Raw genomic sequence first — 20,658 nt, forward strand, 5'->3', positions numbered from 1 at the left:
CATATGCCTGGAAAAAAGAATATGCCTTGGCACATTCCCGCGCCTGCGGCGGCCGCTTGCGACATCTACCTTATACGCCGCAGTGCGCATCCTCGCAGAGCGTTTTTTACTTTACAGAAAAGCAATTTCCTGTAAATTGAAAAAGCACCAGTTTTCGAACCGGTGCTTTTCTTTATCATTTACATGATTTTGTGTAAAAATCAAATGTCGTTTTAACTTTATCTCTACTCTTCGTTTTTCTTTTCCGCTTTTTTCTCTTCTTCCAAAGGTTTTACATTCGTTCTTGCAAATACCATATCATATCCATCGCATCCATAATTCAAGGAACGATTCACACGACTGATGGTTGCTGTTGATGCGCCAGTTTTCTCTGCAATATCAAGATAAGTTCTCTGCTCACGCAACATCTTTGCCACTTCATATCTCTGTGAGAATGCCAGTAATTCATTTACCGTACAGACATCTTCAAAGAATTTATAACATTCCTCTTTATTTTCAAGGCTTAAGATTGCATCAAACAAATGATCCACTGCTTCCGTTCTTACATTCTTACTCATTCTGCCTCTCCTTTTCGTATTATACTTATTTCAATACAAAAATGTTAGCATATTAAAGTGTGAAAGTAAACCGTTTTTTCGAAAAATTTTCTTTTCAATTTTCTATTCAAAATTTTTCTTTTCCTGAACCGTAAGATTTCTGTTTCTGGAAATTTTTAATCCAGAAGATTCTGCATACTCTTTAAGGTAATTACCAAGGTAGATGTATTATGAAGTAATGCAGATACGGTTGGCTGCAGGACTCCTGCCACGCCAAGCACAATCAGTCCTGTATTGAATCCAACAATTGTCCGGTAGTTCTTATGAATCCGTTTCATCAATGCATTACTCAGCACCTTTAAGGTTACTATCTCATAAAGATTATCTGCACCGATAGTTACATCTGCAATTTCTCTTGCAATCTCTGCTCCATCACTGATGGCTATTCCAATATCTGCCGCAGATAATGCCGGTGAATCGTTGATACCATCTCCAATCATAATGACCTTGTGTCCTTCTGCTTTGGCTTTCTCTACAAAACTTGCCTTATCTTCCGGAAGTACCTCGGAGTAATACTCGTCTACGCCCACTCTTGCTGCAATGGCGGATGCTGTACGTTCACTATCCCCTGTCATCATAACAACTTTCTTAATTCCGGCTGTCTTTAAGGAATTTACAACGGCTGCTGCTTCATCACGAAGCGGATCTTCAATACAGATAACGGCTGCAAGGCGGTTCTCAATTGCCATATAAAGGTGTGAATATTCTGATGGAAGGCTGTTAAACTGTTCTTCATAGCCTTCCGGAACCACACATTTTTCATCTTCAAATACAAAGTGATAGCTTCCGATTACCACACTCTTTCCTTCTATGGTGGAAGAAATTCCGTGTGCTACAATATATTCCACCTTAGAATGTAGTTCTTCATGCACAAGATTCTTTTCCTGGGCTGCATCTACAACTGCTTTTGCCATAGAATGAGGGAAATGTTCCTCTAAGCAGGCAGCAATACGTAAAAGTTCTTCCGTGGGCTTATCCGTAAAAGGAACCACATCCACTACGGTAGGCTGTGCTTTGGTCAGAGTACCTGTTTTGTCAAAGACGATGGTATCTGCTTCTGCCATTGCCTCTAAGAATTTGCCACCTTTTACGGTAATATTGTGCACACTTGCTTCACGGATTGCAGACAATACAGATACCGGCATTGCAAGTTTTAATGCACAGGAAAAGTCCACCATAAGAACTGCTAATGCTTTTGTGGCATTTCTGGTAAAGAGCCAGGTAATGCCTGTTCCTAGTAATGTATATGGAACCAGGCGGTCTGCCAGATGCTCGGCTTTACTTTCCAGGGAAGATTTTAACTTCTCTGACTCTTCAATCATTGTGACAATTTTTTCAAATTTGCTGGAGCCATTTACTTCTTTGACACGAATGGTCAGTTCTCCTTCTTCCAATACGGTTCCGGCATAGACATAACCTTCTGCACTCTTATGCACCGGAAGGGATTCGCCGGTTAAGGATGCCTGATTTACCATCGCATCCCCTTCCGTTACCACGCCATCAAACGGAATGACATTTCCCATATGAATACAGACTTCATCGCCTTCTTTAATCTCAGATGCCGATACCAGTATTTCCTGTCCATCCTGACACAGCCATACTTTACTGACATTTAAGGACATACTTCTTGCCAGATCATCGACGGATTTCTTGTGTGTCCACTCCTCTAAGATTTCTCCAATGCCCAGTAAGAACATAATGGAACCTGCTGTATTGATGTCATTGCGAAGCAGAGAGACTCCAATAGCTGTTCCATCCAGCACCGGAACCTCTATCCTGCCCTTCGCCAATGCAGACACTCCAGCCCACAAATATTTCACGGAACGGACCATGGTAATTCCTGCGCGGATTGGATATGGCAGGAACATCTTACTGCCCATACGGAGTACCACTTTATTTACCAGCTTGTCCCAGTAAGTCCGGTTCAGCTCCCTGCCGGAATTCTGTAAAAAAGTCTCTGGCACATCCACTTTCTGATAAGAGAAATGACGCAGTGTCTCTATCATCTCCTCACGATTTCCCACATAACAGACTACTGCATCCTGTAAACGTTCATTTACTTTCACTGAAGTGACACATTTGCAGTTACTCAGGTAATATTCCATCATATCTGCCTGGCGGAAACTCATCCCGCCCTGAATGATATGAATACGAAGTCTTCCTTTTATCTCATGTTTTATAACAAATCTCATATTACATACTTCCTTAGATAAAGAATCACCTACAGCATATTCTGCAGGTGATTCTCATAGTTTACGTGAACAGCGAACAAAATCGCATGCCCAATGTTTATTCTGCTACAGTTTCTTCTGTTGCATCTTCTACAGATTCATCTGTATATTCTGCTGCTTTAGCAGCTCTGTCTTCATTAATCTGCTGTGCCTCTGCATAAATATCCTCTGCATTCTCCTGGATATTAGAAGCAGTCTTCATGACACATTCCTTTGCACGTAATGCTGCTGCTGTACAGTTTGTGTAGACTTTCTTTGCATCCTTGCTACCTAATATTTTAATTCCGGCTGTTCCAAACAATACACCGGCAGCAAAGATTCCGGTCTTCTTCCAGTTAAATTTTTTCACAAAATCAAACATATGTATTCCTCCTATTTCTGTTTGTTTTTTAGCTTACCGCCATTAAAACCCATTGTCCATACTCTTTTTCGTTATTGAGAATTCTTATCAACAACAGAATCTTATCTTGAAATTTTGATTACGGAAATAATTTCTTCCCAGTGGTCTAAGACATACTGTCCGATAATCGGGTCATACATCTTGCCAAGATTATTTTTGATTTCCTGATAACAGTAGTCAAAATCATGTGCTTTGCGATAACTCCGGTTTGAAGTCATGGCATCAATGGAATCGCAGATTGCAATGATTCTTGCCCCCACCGGAATTTCTTCTCCTTTGAGTCCAAGCGGATAGCCCTTTCCATCGAATCGTTCATGATGACAGAGCACGATATATTTCATTTCTTTTAAATGTCTTGATTTACTCAAAATCTCAGCTCCAATAGAGGGATGTTTCTTCATTGCCTCCCATTCCTCATCATCAAGCTTTCCTTCTTTATTTAAAACAGCATCCGGCACACCAATTTTGCCAATGTCATGGAGATGTGCTGCAATATGGATTTGCTGTATATTCTCCGTTTTTAAGCCAATTAACTGGCATACTTTCATAGCCATATCACTGACACGCTGGGAATGCCCCGCCGTATAAGGGTCCTTTGCATCCAGTGCACAGGTAATGCATTCTATAATTTCATGATAATCTATCTCATCGCAATATTCACAAGTTTTCAAATAATCCCTTCACTTTCTATCCTTCAATGACAAATTTTGCAAATGATAATTCTGCTCCTTTGCCGATTCTGCTGCAGATATTTACCACTCTGGTCATAACACCTGCAAACTGGTTATCTTTGGTTACAATTTTAAGAAGCTGTGTCTCTGCCTCATATTCTGCTTCCTCTACATCTTCTAATTCTAATGTTTCACGAAGAATTTCTTTTACCTGATCCTCTGTTACTTTTTTAGACATCCGATAATATCTTCCCATAATGCGTTTCCTTTCTTAGTTATTACTACTTTATGTTAGTTCTTTCTAATCCAGTTGTATTATAACATCTGTTATTGAAAATAGAACCTTTCTTATCGATATTTTTTCTCATTATTTCTTAATTTGATTTACCCCTGTATCCACGTTATAATAGTCCTATTACATAAATCTGATTTTTCAGCAGAATACTAATACAAAAGAAAGATAAAAGGAGGCTATTTTATGTGCACCGCAGCTACTTATCAAGCAAAGAACTTCTACATGGGCAGAACCCTTGATTATGAATTTTCTTATGGTGATGAAGTCACCATCACCCCTCGCAACTATCCTTTTCATTTCCGTCATGCCGGGACTTTAAGCTCCCACTATGCCATGATTGGCATGGCTCATGTAGCACCAGACAATGGTGTTGACTATCCTCTTTATTATGATGCCTGCAATGAAAAAGGTGTCTGCATGGCAGGGCTTAACTTTGTGGGAAATGCCGCTTATGCTGATATTATTGATACAAAGGAAAATGTTGCACAATTTGAATTTATTCCATGGATTCTAAGCCAGTGTGCTTCTGTTTCAGAAGCCAAAGAAAAATTAGTGCAGATGAATCTCGTTGGAACTGTTTTTGCCAGCCATTTTCCGGCAGCACAGCTTCACTGGATGATTGCCGACAAAAGTGAAAACATCGTTGTGGAATCCATGGCAGACGGGCTTCATATCTATGACAATCCTGCCGGTGTGCTGACCAACAATCCACCTTTTCCAATGCAGATGTTTGCTTTAAATAATTATGCAGCGCTCTCATCCAGGCAGCCGGAAAATCATTTTTCCGACAAACTCAACTTACAGGCTTACAGCCGCGGTATGGGGGCTTTGGGTCTGCCGGGCGATTTATCTTCCCAGTCCCGTTTTATCCGGGTTGCTTTCACCAGACTGCATTCCATTTCCGGCAGTTCAGAAATCGAAAGTGTCAGCCAGTTCTTTCATATCTTAGGTTCCGTTGACCAGCAGCGGGGCTGCTGTGAAGTTGCTGATGAAAAATATGAAATTACAATCTACACTTCCTGCTGCAATGTAGATAAGGGGATTTATTACTATACGACCTATGATAATCATTCAATTAACGGAATCGATATGCATCATGAGAACCTGGACAGTGCAGAGTTGATCCGGTTTGCGGTTCTTGATGCGGGTGGGATTCACTGGCAGAATTAGGGGATTGCGATGTGGGAGAAAAATTTTTTAATAAATTTTTCTCCCACATCGCAATCCCCTAATTGATGGCATATAAAAGGAGCAGACCCGCATCAAAAGTCTGCTCCCTTTACGTCCAAAGTATTTTGTGTGTATTGTAATGTTCCTTACAAGAGTTAGTTTATGCTAACTCTTGTTTTCTGTCAATACCGCTGTTGATATTCTTTTCTCACATGTGATAACTCCTTATAGATGTTCCGGTGATTTAAAATAATTCAAAAAACTCTTCGCCAGTTCCACATTGGTATTGACCACCAGTTCTTCCGGAAAATCTACCATCTGAATAACTTCCAATGGATATTGATGATTCCCAACTGCAGTATCCACATGTGCATCGGAATCCATGATAACCGGAACTTTATATTCCTTGCAAAGTTCTAACATTTTGCAGCTGTTTTCCTTCGTATTCTGCCGAAAGCCACCCGGTGTCAGGGAGCCATTGTTGACCTCTAACAATACATGATGTTCCTTTGCACCTTCCACCAATGCACGATAATCCACCGGATAATAAGAATCATCCGGATGTCCGATAATGTTTACATAGGGATTTTTCATCACATTCAGATAAGTTTTCGTATTTTCTTCTATGGTTCCCGGATGAAAACACGGACCATGCATACTTGCAACGCACAAATCCATCTGCCTTAAGGTACGCTCCGGCAGATCCACATGCCCTTCCATATCCATGATATTAAGTTCTGCGCCAAACAGCGTATACATTTCTCCATGCTTTCTTTCCAGCACGCGAAGATTATTAAAATATAACTCGCTGCAGGTTCCCGGCATTTTCGGAGCATGCTCTGTAATACCAAAGAGACGGATTCCTTTCTGCTCTGCCGCCTTTATCATTGCTTCAATAGTACTGTAAGCATGTCCGCTTGCAATTGTATGAGTATGAAGGTCTACGTAGTCGTTCATGTTCTGTTCTCCTTTTATATCTCTTGTCTTAATACTGTTTTCTAAATTTCAGACAATCCTATCCTATCCATCATAGCACATTTTCATCTGTCTTTCATACTATAATACAAATGTCTTTTAAGGATGCTCTATGAAACGATTTTATAAAAAAGGTATTTCTCTTTTCTTAATTCTTCTTATGTCCTTCCCGCTTTGTGCCTGCAAATCAGATGATTCTAAAGCATTAACAACCGTAAAATTAAACGAAGTGGCACATTCCATCTTTTACGCACCGATGTATGTGGCCATCGAAAAAGGCTACTTTGAAGATGAGGGAATCGAGCTCTCATTGACCACCGGCTTTGGAGCGGATAAAACCATGGCTGCCGTTGTTTCCGGGGATGCAGATGTAGGGTTCATGGGAACGGAGGCAAGCATTTATGCCTACACGGAAGGTGCAAAAGACCATGTCATCAATTTTGCACAGCTTACCCAGCGTGCCGGTAACTTTGTGGTTGCAAGGGAAAACACCGATTCCTTTTCCTATGAAGATATGATTGGAAAAGATGTGCTGGGCGGAAGAGCCGGTGGCACACCGGAAATGGTATATGAATATGTACTCCGGGAAAATGGTGTTTCTCCTTCCGAAGTCAAAATCGACCAGAGTATTGACTTTGGTTCTACCGCAGCGGCTTTTTCCGGCGGGCAGGGGGATTATACCATTGAATTTGAACCATCCGCTACTGCTTTGGAGCAGTCCGGTGACGGCTATGTGGTAGCGTCCATTGGCGTGGATTCCGGCTACCTTCCATATACTGCTTTTTGTGCCAAAGAAAGCTATCTTAAGGAAAATGCCGACCTTATCCAGCATTTCACCAATGCTTTACAGAAAGGCATGGATTATGTAGCAGGTCACAGTCCGGAAGAAATCGCAACTGTCATTGCACCACAGTTTAGTGAAACAGATCTTAAAACCCTTACACTTATTGTAAGCCGCTACTACGACCAGGAAACCTGGAACACAGATTTAATACTCCGGGAAGAAGGCTATGACTTAATGCTTACTATTTTAGAAGAGTCCGGTGTTCTCTCCGGTGCCGCTCCTTATGAAGATCTTGTAAATACAGATTTTGCCGAAAAAGCATCCACACCGTAGTTCAAAGTGTCAGAAATTAAATCATTATTAAACAAAGAATGTGCCTTGGCACATTCTCGCGCCTGCGGCGGTCGCTTGCGACATCTACCTTATACGCCGCAGTGCGCATCCTCGCGGAGCGTTTTTAACTTTACAGGAAAGCAATTTCCTGTAAAGTTAAAAAGCACAGAATATATAGTAAATAACATTACTATACATGCTGTGCTTTTTATCACTTAGATATCCTTTTTACATTCCACTCTGTTAGCGAATCATAGAAAATGCACCAACACTGATTAACATCATAATTACACCAGCCAGCAATACGCCAAGCATCACTGCGATAACAGATGATTTAAAATCCATATCTAAGATGCTGGCTGCCAGAGTTCCTGTCCAGGCTCCGGTTCCCGGCACCGGGATTCCAACAAAGAGCAGTAATGCCAAGAATAATCCTCTTCCTGCCTTTGCCTGCAGCTTCTTACCACCCTTTTCACCTTTTTCCAGACACCAGCCGAAGAATTTTCCAATAACAGGCTTATCTGCACCCCAAATCAGTACTTTTCTTGCAAAAAAATAAATAAATGGTACCGGCAGCATATTTCCAATGATGGAAATAATATAAGATGGTATCAATGGAAGTCCAAAGCCCTGTGAAAATGGAATCGCTCCTCTCAGTTCAACCAGTGGTACCATGGAAACAAAAAATACAATCAGATAATGTAATAACATAATACTCCTTTCCTAATGAATTATGACTGTTTATAGTTTTTCAAAAACGTAATCAGCATATCCATTTCTTCATCTGAACCAATGGTAATACGCAGGTAATTTGCAATCCGCTCCGGTTTGGAGAAATGACGGACATAAATGTCTTTCTTCTTCAAATCTTCAAACAGCCTCTCCATGGAAATCGTATCATGGGTTACAAAGAGGAAGTTGCTCTTTGAATCATCCATCCGGTATCCCAGTGCCCGAAGTTCTTCCTTGGTACGCTCTCTCGTTGCAATAATCTTCTGTGTTGTCTCTTTAAAATAAGCTTCATCCAAAATAGCAGCCGTTCCCATTTCAATCGTAAGGGAATTTAAGGTATAAGAATTAAATGAATATTTAACATCGTTCAAATATTTGATTAATTCAGGCTGTGCCATCGCATATCCAATCCGCATGCCTGCCATGGAACGGGATTTACTAAAGGTCTGGACTACCAGCACATTGTCATATTTATCAATAAGCGGCAATGCAGATGTTCCACCAAAATCAATATATGCTTCATCCACAATAACAATGACATCCGGATTCTGTGCAATGATGCGTTCCACATCTTCTAACGGAAGCAGTTTTCCTGTCGGTGCGTTTGGATTTGGAAATACAATTCCTCCGTTTTCCCCAGCATAATCCTCCGGGCGAATCGTAAAATCCCTATCCAGTGGAATCTGCTTATATGGAATACGGAATTCCTCTGCCCAGACATCATAGAAAGAATAAGTAATATCCGGAAACAGAATCGGACGATTGGAATTAAAAAATGTCATAAAGCACATGGCAAGTACATCATCTGAGCCAACGCCCACAAAAACCTGATCGGAATTTAAACCATATCGTTCTGCAATTGCGTCCGTCAGTTTCTCAATCTTTGGATCCGGATAAAGACGCAGCCGGTCGGTATCAAAAGAGGTTAAAACATCCTTTACTCCCGGTGCCGGTGGATACGGGTTCTCATTGGTATTCAGTTTTATCATTTTCTCTTTCTTCGGCTGTTCTCCCGGAACATACGGGATAACTTTGCGTATATTATTTTCCCATGCTTTCATGTCTTACTCCTTCTATCTGCTGCTTGATTTTATCATTCTTTCGTTTTCCGATTTCTTATTCTGCTGCCTTCAATCCATACTCTGCTGCCAGCTTTGCAAATGCCTGCATGGAATTTACTACTGTCTCATAAGAAGTGCAGTATGCAAGACGTACATAACCGCCATAGCCGAAGGCACTTCCTTTTACCAGAATCAAATGGTATTTCTTCGCAGCTTCTACAAATTCTTCTTCCTTTGCAACCGGAGATTTCAGCCACAGATAAAATGCTCCCTGTGGTTTGATGCAGGTGAATCCAAGCTTCGTCAGTCCTTCATATAAAGCAATACGGTTGCGGTCATAAAATTCAAGATTGGTCTTTTCCTTTAAGCACTCTGCCACTGCTTTCTGAATGAGGGATGGTGCATTTACAAAGCCAAGAGTACGGTTTGATACGGTAATTCCCTCGATTAATTCTGCGGAATCTGCCGCTTCGTCCGGCACTACCACATAACCGATCCGCTCGCCCGGAAGTGATAAAGATTTACTGAAGGAATATCCTACCAGCGTATCTTTATAATATTTTGTCAAAAAATTCTCCTGTACGCCGTCGTAAACCAGTTCACGGTATGGTTCATCGGAAATAAGATAAATATCGGTTCCAAATTCCTCTTCCTTCACAGTTAAAATTCTGGCAATCTCTTTTAAGGTTGCATCTGAATATACCACTCCGGTCGGGTTGTTCGGATTGTTGATGATAACCGCTCTTGTATCTTTTGTAATTTTTCGTTCAAAGTCTGCTAAATCCGGCATAAAATCTGCTTCATCTGGCATGACTTCCACAATCTTTGCATCGAAGTTTGCGGCATAGCTTTTATATTCACCAAAATACGGAGCAAATACCATAACTTCATTGCCCGGATCTAAAATCGTCTTAAAAATAATATTCAGACCGCCTGCTGCACCAACTGTCATAATCAGGTTCTTCCCATGGAAATTGGTTCCGAAGCGTTCATTTAAGTTCTCTGCAATTGCCTCCCTTACTTCCTCATAGCCTGCATTTGCCATATATCCATGCACCACAAGCGGGTCTTCTTTATCCAAAATATCATAAATTGCTGTCTTAATTTTTTCCGGTGCCGGTGTAGCCGGATTGCCAAGGCTGAAATCATACACATTTTCTGCCCCATATCTGGCAGCCATTTCTTTTCCTTCCATAAACATGGCACGAATTGCAGAGCTTCCTGCCATTGCCTGTTTTATCTTTTTTGACAACATATCTTATGCCTTCTTTCTCTTTCTATTCTGTTACAGTATAGCTGAGACTATCCGTAAAATCAATCTGTTTTCTTGTTTCCGATGGGAATCTGCGTGATAATAATTGCCACAAACATCAATACGCAGCCTAAAATTTCTTTTGGTGATAATACCTGTCCCAAGATCACCCAGCCAGCCAGTGCGGAAATCACGGATTCCAGGCTCATAATAAGGGATGCGATAACCGGGTTGATGCCTTTCTGTCCTACAATCTGCAAGGTGTAGCCAACGCCGCAGGAAAGAAGTCCCGCATACAACAAAGGCAACCATGCCGCCTGAATATTGGAAATGTCCGGTGTCTCTGTAAACAGCATTCCTACTGCTGAAAGTACTCCGCATACAAGAAACTGTATACAGGACATTTTTACGCCGTCTACCTTCGGCGAAAAATAATCAACCACCAGTATATGAAAGGAAAATGCCAGTGCACATAAAAGAAGCATGATGTCTGCCCGCTCAATGGTAAAACTGCCGTCCTTCATACAAAGCAGATACATTCCCACAACTGCCAGTGCTACACAAAACCACAGCTTGATTCCCGGACGCTTTCCAATAAAGATGCCGATAACCGGAATCATCACAATATACAACGCCGTAAAAAAGCCAGATTTACCAACGCTTGCTTCCATAATGCCAAACTGCTGCAGATTGGATGCAATGCAAAGAATTACACCACAGGCAATTCCGCCTGCCCACAAAGTCTTTTTATCCTCTTTTTCCTGATTTTCTGCTCCTGTCTCTTTCTTTTTCTTTAAAACCAGAATAACCGGGATTAGCACCAGTCCCCCCAGAACGCATCGGATTGCGTTAAAGGTAAAGGGACCAATATATTCCATGCCCACGCTCTGGGCTACAAAAGCAACGCCCCAGATGGTTGCGGTCAATAATAATATCAAAGAACTCTTTATCTGCTGTTTCATAAAATCTCCATTCTGTCCTTATTCTTTTGCATAATTTTTCATATCGCTCTTATATTAATGCATTTCTTTCCTTCTTGCAAGAGTCATAACATACAACAAAGAGCATCAAAGGCGGTGCTTTTCATCCTTCCCATTGGATGACACCTTATGCCAATGATGCTCTTTTCTTATGTTAACCAGAATCTCTCTCCCGGATAAACACCTTTTTCTATTTATTTACCGTGTCAATAAAGCGTAAGAATGCTTCTCTTCCTTCTTCGGTGCATTTGTATACACCGGCATCCAGAAGAACTTCACGGAATACCAGTCCGATTTCCTTTCGGATAATCCCATCGATATTTTCTTCCGTAATGCTCTCATATTTCGGCAAAAATTCCTCTACCCAGTCTGCATGCTTACTTAAAACTTCATTGCTCCGTAAATCAGCCCTGGAAAGAATTGCCGTCTTAAGTTGTGCCATCTCGTCCTTCAGACGTGCCGGCAGCACTGCCAGACCCATTACCTCGATTAAGCCGATATTTTCCTTCTTAATATGATGAAGCTTTGCATGCGGATGATATACGCCCAGCGGATGCTCCTTTGTTGTAATATTATTACGAAGCACTAAATCCAGTTCGTAATTATTGCCTCGTTTTCTTGCAATTGGCGTAATGGTATTATGTGGCTCCCCGTCTGTCTCTGCAAAAATAAATGCTGCCTCATCCGTATAGCCACGCCAGGTCAGAAGTATTTTATCTGCCAGCTCAATCAGCCGTTCTGTATCCGGTGCGGACAGGCGGATAACTGACATCGGCCATTTTACAATTCCGGCTTTCACATCTTCAAAGCCCGCAAAGGTAATCTCTTTTTCCAGCGGTGCCTTTGCCATGGCAAATTCATAATGTCCACCCTGGAAATGGTCATGACTTAAAATCGAACCTCCTACAATCGGCAGGTCTGCATTGGAGCCAACGAAATAATGCGGAAACTGTTTTACAAAATCCAGCAGTTTTCCAAAGGTTGCCTTCTCGATTTTCATCGGTGTATGCTTTCCATTAAACACGATGCAGTGCTCATTATAGTACACATAAGGAGAATACTGTAAGAACCAGTCACTATGATTGATGGTTACCGGAATAATACGGTGATTCTGTCTTGCCGGATGGTTGACTCTTCCTGCATAACCTTCATTTTCCTTACACAAAAGGCATTTCGGATAGCCGCTCTGTTTTGCCAGCTTTGCAGCTGCAATGGCTTTCGGGTCCTTTTCCGGCTTGGATAAGTTAATTGTAATATCCAGTTCACCAAACTCCGTCTCTGCGGTCCATTTCATATCACGTCTGATACGGTATCTGCGGATATAATTGCTGTCCTGACTAAGAGTATAATAATAATCTGTTGCCGCCTTTGCATCCTTCTCATAAAGGCTCTGAAATTTATGAATTACTTCACCTGGTCTCGGCATCAGCATTCCCATGATTTTCGTATCAAATAAATCTCGGTATACTACGCTGTTTTCCTTCAAAATGCCTTTTTCATAAGCATAATCCAGCAGACGGTTTAATAATTCTTCCAGACTCTCTTCTGCTTCTTCTCTGCTCATCGGAGTCCGTGACTGATAAGCTGCCACAGCGTCCTCATCTAATTCTTCTAATTCAAACAATTCCAGCAGGCGGTTGATGGTAAATCTTTCATCTTCCTTCGGAACCAGTCCGGTTACCATGCCATATTCTGTTAATTTTAAGATATCTTCACAAATCATAACTTACCTCCTGTTTCTTATGCCAGTCTGGATGGACCGTCTCCAATTTCTACTACATAGAAATCTGCGCTGTATCCAATTTTCTTTTCATATGCACTGCCTACTGCTTCAATAAAATGCTCTACCGCTTCATCCTTTACAATACTGACGGTGCATCCGCCAAAGCCTGCGCCTGTCATACGGGATCCAATGACTCCATCCACCTTCCAGGCTTCTTCCACTAAGGTATCCAGTTCAATTCCGGTTACTTCATAATCATCCCTTAAGGATACATGGGATGCATTCATCAGCTTTCCAAAGGTTTCCACATCATTTTCTTTCAAAGCTTCCACTGCTTTTAGGGTTCTCTGGTTCTCATATACCGCATGTTTTGCCCGACGCATGCGGACCTCACTTCCGATGGCTCCCTTATATTCTTCAAACTGTTCCTCGGACAATTCACCAAGACTTTTGATGTCCACCACCTTCTGTAATTCTGCCAGTGCTTCCTCACACTCTGCACGACGTTCATTATATTTCGAATCACCCAGACCACGCTTCTTATTGCTGCAGGAAATTACAATTTTAGCATCTTTTAAACGAACCGGCGCATATTCATATTTTAAAGTAGCCGTGTCTAAGAAAATTGCATGCTCTGCTTTTCCCATGGCAATGGCAAACTGATCCATGATGCCACAGTTCACTCCATTGAATTTATTCTCTGAAAACTGTCCGATTAAAGCCAGATCCTGATTCGTTACACCAAATCCGAATAAGTCCTTTAAGATATATCCGGTCAGTACCTCAACAGATGCAGAAGAAGAAAGTCCGGAACCATTCGGGATATTTCCAAATAATAACAAATCCAGTCCGGTATCTACCTGCATGCCCTTTTCTCCAAACGCCCAGATAACACCCTTCGGATAATTCGTCCAGTCTGCTTCTTTCTCCGGTTTCAAGCCTTCAATGGAAGATTCCAGCACACCAAGCTGTTCAAAATTCATGGAATAAAATCTCAGTTTCTTATCGGCACGTTTTCTTGCCACGCCATAAGTTCCAATGGTCAGTGCACATGGAAATACATGACCGCCGTTGTAATCCGTATGCTCTCCAATCAGATTCACACGTCCCGGTGCAAAATACACACGGATGTCTCCTTCATCCCCAAATAATTCCTTAAACCTTGTCAAAACCTGCTCTTTCATCAATACAATTCTCCTTTCGATTTATTTTCATCCGTTCCTGTTATCCGGCACATTTTCACAGGATATTATTCATCTGTCTTTGTGCTCGTCAGCAACATAATTTATATTTTTTTACTTCCTGATAATATTATACTATGTGCCCTGTTTCTTTGCAATATTGCTGTTCTAGTCTGCAACATCTCAATTGCTATTTGGCAACATTTTTCCATATGCAAGATAAGGATTTATAAATAACTGTGAAAATATAAAATCTTATATAAAAACACCAGTCTCTGCCTGAATGATTCAGATACGAGAGAGAGCTGTAAGGGACATTGGAAATTCGATAAAAGCGTATCTGCTTCCGGCAACCGGCGCAAATTCACATCCATGTTCATCTGCGCCTCGCCGGTACATCCCTGTACCGGCGTTGCCTGTTTCCGAACGAATTTCATAAGTCCCTAACAGCCCTCCCTCATGCATCTGTAATCATCCAGGCAGAGGCTGGTGTTATTTCTATTTTCAATTTATTTTCAGTGGTTCCTACAGACATTCATCATACTAAAATTGTCTGAACAGAAGCTGGCGTTCTTATTCTTTATTCTTTATTCCAATTCCCTACAATGCTGCTTCAGCGGCTGCCAGCTTGTCCAGTGCACTCTGTGGTACCTTCGCTTTTGCGCCCTCGCTTAAGGCATTATAGGCATTTCTTGCATTGGCTACTGCTGCTGCATCTGTGGCAGTTATCGTATCTGGCAATGCCATGATTGTATTCGTTACATTCTGTGCATCTATACTTTCCTGATTCTGCAATTCCTGCAGGGCCTGTTCATACTGCAACTGTGACAGAGCTGACTCGGCTGCTGTCAGCACATCCAGATTCTTTACATATGCTTTGGCGCTGTCAGATAAAGCATCATACTGGGAACGGACAGACGCAATGGTTCCTGCGGAGTCCAGGGTTACTGTTCCAATGGAGGTGATTGCCTCATCTACTGCAGATGCTGCATCCATATCCTTGCCCTTCTGGCTCTCGGTTCCCGGCAGTTCATAAACAAGCACCGGATAACCAGCTTCTATATTTTCATAAATTGTTTTTGCTGCACTGTATGGAAGATTGATACATCCATGTGAACCGCTTCTTTTATAAATTGTTCCACCAAATGTACTTCTCCAGCTGGCATCATGCATTCCAACACCACCGTTAAAAGGCATCCAGAAAGATACCGGAGACTCATAATCTTCGCCGCGAAGCACCGCATCCTTTGCCTTATAAGTAACACCAAAAGAGCCGGATGGCGTTCCATGATTCTTTGCAAGGTTACCGGAGACAAAATCAGATTCTACCACCAGTGATCCGTTCTTATAGAAAAACAAATGCTGTGCGGTCAGATTGATTTCCACATATGTATTACCATAGTCATTCTCACCATGGCTGTTAGCCGTCTGGGAATAAACCGGCTCTCTTGTTACATCCTTACCGGCTTTCAAATCCTCCAGTATCATTTCCTTTTCAGCTGCATTATCTACCCACCATCCGTAATTTCCACCATAAATTGTCACTGTCTGTCCATAAGAGGTATCCAGTGTCCGGTTTCCATAGGCGGTATTATAATTTTTTGCCATAGCTTTTACATAAGCGCTCAATGCCTCATCATCTACAGACACATTGAAATCATCATCCACAGAAAGCCAGGTACTGATGGTTTCTCCATCCAAAACCACATCATCCTTGCCTTCTGCCTGATAGGTAATCTTCATCTGGGTATATTTATTCAAGGTATCCAAGGCATCCTGAAATACATCATCCTCTTCTTTCACCTTAGGGTCTTCATAACAGCCTTCCCCGGAAAGGTCAAATTCCGGCTGCATTTTATCCAAGGCTTCTTTGATTTTCTCCGTAAATGCATCCTTATCGATTTTTGTTCCATATACCTCCGGCTGCACTTCATAGCCATCCTTTGTATAATCCTTAATCTGTGCATTTTCGGAATCCGTCCATTTGCTTTCATCCATACAGGACAAATCATCCAGAACATCCTTCAATTTTTCTTCATCAAAAGTTATCATGGTTTCCACTTCGTATTTCCGTGGAGAAATAAGATAGTACGGCCATGCAAATCCATTCTGCTTCTTTAAAAGCTCTTTTACCTGCTTATCAAATACCGGCTCCATGTCAATGTCTGTTCCATTGATGCTCTCTGTCTTATCCTCACGCTCCACCAGCTTCATCTCATACCTGGATGCCTGCTTCGTAATCTTCTTTTCCACACCACTGGTTGAGGAAGCGGATACCCCCACATTATTTATCGTGGTACGAAATGCAAAATGGCTCTGAAAAAACAGTGCCAGTACCAGATAAATCACAACTAATATTCCTACAGGAATTCCGATTACACAAAGGAGTTTTTTTCTGCTCATTTTTTCCTTTGCAGTTTCCTGCTGCTTCTCTTCCTTCTTCTTCATATCCCTTAACCTTTCTATTTTGCTAGTTTCCATTATAGTTGACCGTTTTTCTTTGTCAATGAAATCCCGCATTTGTAATATTTATTTAAAAAATGAAATACATTTTCTTGTATTCTTGCACAATGAAAATGTTCCTTTTCCATTAAAATCTTAAGAATTCCATAAAAATTATTAAATTCGATTTTATAGCATTGTTTTTTAAAAAATGCTGTGCTAGAATTCCAAAATAGAAGTAGTATTCTTACATTAAAGAAGGGGAATCCGATATTGAAAAAAGATAACTTTAAGCAAAATCTCAAAGCATTTTTTCAAAAATATAAGCACGCATGGGTTCTGCTGTATGTATTCATATATTTTCCATGGTTTGCCTATCTGGAAAAACATGTGACTTCAAATTTCAACGTAATACATACTGCACTGGATGATAAAATCCCATTTATAGAATTTTTCATCGTACCATATATGTTATGGTTTGGATATGTCGCATATGCGGTTCTTTACTTTTTCTTCAAAAATAAAGAAGATTATTACCGGCTCTGTACATTCCTGTTTGTGGGAATGACTGTATTTCTGGTAGTATCCAGCCTCTATCCAAACGGACATTATCTCCGCCCGCATTCCTTTGAGCATGACAATGTCTTCACCCATATGGTAGCCTGGCTTTATGCAACCGATACACCGACAAACCTGTTTCCAAGTATTCATGTTTATAATTCGCTCGGTGTTCACATTGCAATCTGTAACAGTAAAGAATTTAAGAATCGTCCGAAGTTAAAGCTGGCTTCTTTCATTCTTATGTTCAGCATTATTCTTGCAACCATGTTCTTAAAACAGCATTCTGTATTTGATGTGGTTACTGCATTTGTAATGGCTGCTGTCATGTACTCTTTCGTCTACGGCAGGAACTTTGCTTTCGGCCGCAGCAAGGCAAAAGAATCTTTTGAAAAACAACTTAAGCACATATAGTTTTTATAAAAGAACTGCCGCTCCATTTTGAGCAGCAGTTCTTTTCTCGTAGTTCATTTTTCACATTTTATTCCAGATGTTCGATTTCATCCATCCAGATACGTGCCGATGCATCACTTGGCATTCGTAAATCACCTCTTGGTGATACTGCTACCGTACCGACCTTTGGTCCATCCGGCAGACAGGAACGTTTAAACTGCTGTGAGAAGAAACGGCGGTAGAAGGTCTTTAACCATTTCAAAATCACTGCATTGTCATACTGTCCGGCAAATGCCACCTGTGCCAGACGATATATTTTTGCCGGAGCAAAGCCAAATCGCATCACATAATATAAATAGAAATCATGGAGTTCATACGGTCCTACAATATCCTCTGTCTTCTGGGCGATTTTTCCATTTTCCGGCGGAAGCAGTTCCGGGCTGACCGGTGTATCTAAGACATCATACAGCACAGTTGAAAGTTCCTTATTTCCACAGGTGTCCGCATAGTAGTGTACCAGATGACGCACCAGAGTCTTTGGTACGGATGCATTCACTCCATACATGGACATATGGTCACCGTTATAGGTAGCCCAGCCCAATGCCAGCTCTGACATATCTCCGGTTCCGATTACCATACCATTATTCTTATTGGCAATGTCCATCAGAATCTGGGTACGTTCCCTTGCCTGTCCATTTTCATAAGTGACATCATGTACGCTCTCATCCTGACCAATATCCCGGAAATGAATGCGTACTGCTTCTTTGATATCTACTTCTATCAGCTTTGCTCCAAGGCAGCGAATGAGACTTAATGCATTCTCATAAGTACGGTCTGTGGTTCCAAAGCCCGGCATGGTAACCGCATATATCTGTTCTCTCGGAAGATTCAGCCGGTCAAATGCCTGTACCGTAACCAAAAGTGCCAGTGTGGAATCCAGTCCACCGGAAATGCCCACCACTGCGCATTTGCATCCGGTATGCTCTAACCGTTTCTTAAGTCCCATGGACTGAATAGCTAAAATCTCTTCACAACGTTTATCACGCTTGTCCTTATTGCCCGGAACGAATGGCGCCGGATCCACGAAACGGCTCAGCGTTGTATCTGATTTATCAATAAAGAAAGAAAATCTAAGATAATCCTCTCTTCTGCTGCCTGCTGCAAAAGTGCTCATTCTCCGTCTTTCGGATACCAGACGTTCCATATCAATTTCAGAATATACCGTCTCATTGGTAAAACGTTCGGATTCTGCTAAAACCGCTCCGTTTTCTGCAATGATATTATGCCCGGAATATACTACATCCTGTGTGGATTCTCCATCTCCGGCACTGACATAGATATAACCGCAGAGCAGGCGGGCAGACTGTCCTGCAACAAGCTCTCTCCGGTAAATATCCTTTCCGGTTGTCTCATCACTGGCAGAAAGATTTACGATTAAAGTTGCTCCTGCCAGAGCATGGGAAATACTCGGCGGGTTCGGTGTCCATACATCCTCGCAGATTTCCACACCGATTACCAGCTCCGGCAATACATCATCACACTGGAACAAAATGTGGCTTCCCATCGGTACATGATAAGCCGGTGCAATATCTACACCCTCTGCTTCTTCTTTTCCCGGAGTAAAATATCTTGCTTCATAGAATTCATTGTAATTTGGAATATGGGTCTTTGGCACGATGCCGATAATCTCGCCTTTGTTTAAAGCTGCTGCCACATTATAAAGCTTGCCTTCATGCATCAGGGGCAGACCAACAAATACAACGGCATCCAAAGCACCGAGTTCCTTTGCAAGCCATACCAGCCGCTCCCTTGCGCTTCTTAATAAAGTCTCCTGTAAAAATAAATCGCCACAGGTATATCCGGTAATGCAAAGCTCCGGGCACACAATGACTTTGGCTCCGTTTGCTGCTGCTTCCATTACTGCCGCTTTTATTCGAATGGTATTTTCTACCGGATCTGCGACTACTACTTTTGGTGTTACTGCTGCTACTTTGATAAATCCATCTCTCATTTTCTTATCTCCCTTAAATCATCCGGACTGAATACATAATTCTCATTACAGAAATGACATTTTACTTCAATCGGTTCTTCATCTTTGATTAAATCATCCAAATCTTTCTTGCTTAAGCTTGCCAGTGCTTTTGCCACACGCTCTTTGGAGCAGTCACAGTGGAAGGTAACCGGCATCGTATCATTGATTTCAAGCATCATCTCTCCTAAGATTTCCTCTAAAATCATTTCCGGTGTCATGCCCTTTTCCAACATTTCTGTTACGGATGCTATCTGTGCGATTTTCTGCTCTAAGGCATCAATGACTGCATCCTCTGTAAACGGCATCAGCTGAATGATAAACCCGCCTGCCTGACGCACTGTATTGTCCTTATTCATGAGAACTCCTAAACCCACGGAAGATGGTACCTGCTCGGATACTGCAAAATAATAGGTTAAATCTTCTGCGATTTCACCGGTCTGAAGCTCGGTCTGTCCTACATACGGATCCTTTAATCCCATGTCCTTTATAACACTTAAAACACCATTTCCAATGGCTCCGCCTACATTTAATTTACCGGCTGCATTGGGTGGCAATATCACATCTGCCACGCCGGGATAGCCTTTTACACCCCCGTTAGCATTGGCAGTTACCGTAAGGCCATGCATCGGACCATCTCCCTGAATCTGCAGGGTCAGAAGGTCTTTTTCTCCCTTCATCATGCTGCCCATCATTGCTGCTGCGCTCATGGCACGTCCTAATGCAGCTGTTACAATCGGGCTGCTGTTATGACGGACTCTTGCTTCCTCCGTCATCTCTTTTGATGTAATCGCAAATGCACGAATCTGTCCATCTGCAGCTGTTGCTCTCACCATATAATCTGACATTTCT

19 protein-coding genes are annotated in these 20,658 nt (G+C 41.8%); 3 read left to right on the top strand and 16 right to left on the bottom strand.

Going from position 1 to position 20,658, the window contains the following annotated elements:
• Positions 1–224 precede the first annotated feature (224 nt).
• The 5 genes from DWX65_RS09470 to DWX65_RS09490 all read right to left on the bottom strand — a co-directional run bounded on the left by DWX65_RS09470 (position 225) and on the right by DWX65_RS09490 (position 4,154).
• Entirely contained in the window at positions 225–557 is a 333-nt protein-coding gene (locus tag DWX65_RS09470; RefSeq protein WP_117699169.1) for a YerC/YecD family TrpR-related protein, read from the bottom strand.
• A 155-nt stretch (positions 558–712) separates the two neighbouring features.
• Complete coding sequence (locus tag DWX65_RS09475; protein ID WP_118173337.1) at positions 713–2,788, bottom strand: heavy metal translocating P-type ATPase; 2,076 nt, start codon at positions 2,786–2,788, stop codon at positions 713–715.
• A gap of 97 nt (positions 2,789–2,885) precedes the next feature.
• The gene (locus tag DWX65_RS09480; RefSeq protein WP_022243411.1) at positions 2,886–3,188 is read right to left on the bottom strand and encodes a DUF6110 family protein; all 303 of its coding nucleotides are present in this window, start codon (positions 3,186–3,188) and stop codon (positions 2,886–2,888) included.
• 101 nt (positions 3,189–3,289) lie between these two features.
• Complete coding sequence (locus DWX65_RS09485; protein ID WP_118173338.1) at positions 3,290–3,898, bottom strand: HD-GYP domain-containing protein; 609 nt, start codon at positions 3,896–3,898, stop codon at positions 3,290–3,292.
• 16 nt (positions 3,899–3,914) lie between these two features.
• On the bottom strand, positions 3,915–4,154 hold the full coding sequence (locus tag DWX65_RS09490) for a hypothetical protein (protein WP_117699171.1): 240 nt from the start codon (positions 4,152–4,154) through the stop codon (positions 3,915–3,917).
• Positions 4,155–4,376: 222 nt separating this feature from the next.
• Between DWX65_RS09490 and bsh the strand changes: the two genes are divergently transcribed.
• Complete coding sequence (gene bsh / locus DWX65_RS09495) at positions 4,377–5,363, top strand: choloylglycine hydrolase (protein ID WP_118173339.1); 987 nt, start codon at positions 4,377–4,379, stop codon at positions 5,361–5,363.
• A gap of 225 nt (positions 5,364–5,588) precedes the next feature.
• Here the strand turns inward: bsh and DWX65_RS09500 are convergent, their stop codons facing one another.
• Positions 5,589–6,320, bottom strand: a complete 732-nt coding sequence (locus DWX65_RS09500) for a phosphatase (RefSeq protein ID WP_118173340.1) — start codon at positions 6,318–6,320, stop codon at positions 5,589–5,591.
• 130 nt (positions 6,321–6,450) lie between these two features.
• Between DWX65_RS09500 and DWX65_RS09505 the strand changes: the two genes are divergently transcribed.
• On the top strand, positions 6,451–7,455 hold the full coding sequence (locus DWX65_RS09505) for an ABC transporter substrate-binding protein (protein ID WP_117841773.1): 1,005 nt from the start codon (positions 6,451–6,453) through the stop codon (positions 7,453–7,455).
• Positions 7,456–7,698: 243 nt separating this feature from the next.
• On the opposite strand, the gene DWX65_RS09510 is transcribed toward DWX65_RS09505, so the two are convergent.
• From DWX65_RS09510 to DWX65_RS09545, 8 genes are all read right to left on the bottom strand, one after another.
• Positions 7,699–8,166, bottom strand: coding sequence for a COG2426 family protein (locus tag DWX65_RS09510; protein ID WP_022243405.1), 468 nt, complete (start codon positions 8,164–8,166; stop codon positions 7,699–7,701).
• 20 nt (positions 8,167–8,186) lie between these two features.
• Positions 8,187–9,248 carry a histidinol-phosphate transaminase gene (gene hisC, locus DWX65_RS09515; RefSeq protein WP_118087719.1) on the bottom strand — a complete coding sequence of 354 codons (1,062 nt, stop codon included), beginning with the start codon at positions 9,246–9,248 and terminating at the stop codon, positions 8,187–8,189.
• 55 nt (positions 9,249–9,303) lie between these two features.
• Entirely contained in the window at positions 9,304–10,503 is a 1,200-nt protein-coding gene (locus tag DWX65_RS09520) for a pyridoxal phosphate-dependent aminotransferase (protein WP_118087720.1), read from the bottom strand.
• A 59-nt stretch (positions 10,504–10,562) separates the two neighbouring features.
• A complete protein-coding gene (locus DWX65_RS09525) occupies positions 10,563–11,462 on the bottom strand; it encodes a DMT family transporter (protein ID WP_118173341.1) in 900 nt (299 codons plus the stop codon).
• Between the two features lie 208 nt (positions 11,463–11,670).
• Positions 11,671–13,203 carry a UDP-glucose--hexose-1-phosphate uridylyltransferase gene (gene galT / locus DWX65_RS09530; protein WP_118173342.1) on the bottom strand — a complete coding sequence of 511 codons (1,533 nt, stop codon included), beginning with the start codon at positions 13,201–13,203 and terminating at the stop codon, positions 11,671–11,673.
• 17 nt (positions 13,204–13,220) lie between these two features.
• Complete coding sequence (locus DWX65_RS09535) at positions 13,221–14,387, bottom strand: galactokinase (RefSeq protein ID WP_199534364.1); 1,167 nt, start codon at positions 14,385–14,387, stop codon at positions 13,221–13,223.
• 224 nt (positions 14,388–14,611) lie between these two features.
• Positions 14,612–14,821, bottom strand: a complete 210-nt coding sequence (locus DWX65_RS09540) for a hypothetical protein (RefSeq protein WP_118173343.1) — start codon at positions 14,819–14,821, stop codon at positions 14,612–14,614.
• Positions 14,822–14,984: 163 nt separating this feature from the next.
• Entirely contained in the window at positions 14,985–16,832 is a 1,848-nt protein-coding gene (locus DWX65_RS09545) for a peptidoglycan binding domain-containing protein (RefSeq protein WP_242997849.1), read from the bottom strand.
• A gap of 267 nt (positions 16,833–17,099) precedes the next feature.
• On the opposite strand from DWX65_RS09545, the gene DWX65_RS09550 reads away from it, so the two are divergent.
• Entirely contained in the window at positions 17,100–17,798 is a 699-nt protein-coding gene (locus DWX65_RS09550) for a phosphatase PAP2 family protein (RefSeq protein WP_118173344.1), read from the top strand.
• A 67-nt stretch (positions 17,799–17,865) separates the two neighbouring features.
• On the opposite strand, the gene DWX65_RS09555 is transcribed toward DWX65_RS09550, so the two are convergent.
• Both DWX65_RS09555 and hslO read right to left on the bottom strand, forming a co-directional pair.
• Positions 17,866–19,788, bottom strand: a complete 1,923-nt coding sequence (locus DWX65_RS09555; protein WP_118173345.1) for an NAD(+) synthase — start codon at positions 19,786–19,788, stop codon at positions 17,866–17,868.
• Positions 19,785–20,654 (bottom strand): Hsp33 family molecular chaperone HslO, encoded by an 870-nt coding sequence (gene hslO / locus DWX65_RS09560; protein WP_118173346.1) that lies wholly within the window; start codon positions 20,652–20,654, stop codon positions 19,785–19,787. The genes DWX65_RS09555 and hslO overlap by 4 nt, the downstream gene beginning before the upstream one ends.
• Positions 20,655–20,658: the final 4 nt, after the last annotated feature.

It is taken from the genome of Roseburia sp. AF20-18LB, assembly GCF_003461185.1.
Classification (GTDB): Bacteria; Bacillota; Clostridia; order Lachnospirales; family Lachnospiraceae; genus Roseburia_C; species Roseburia_C amylophila.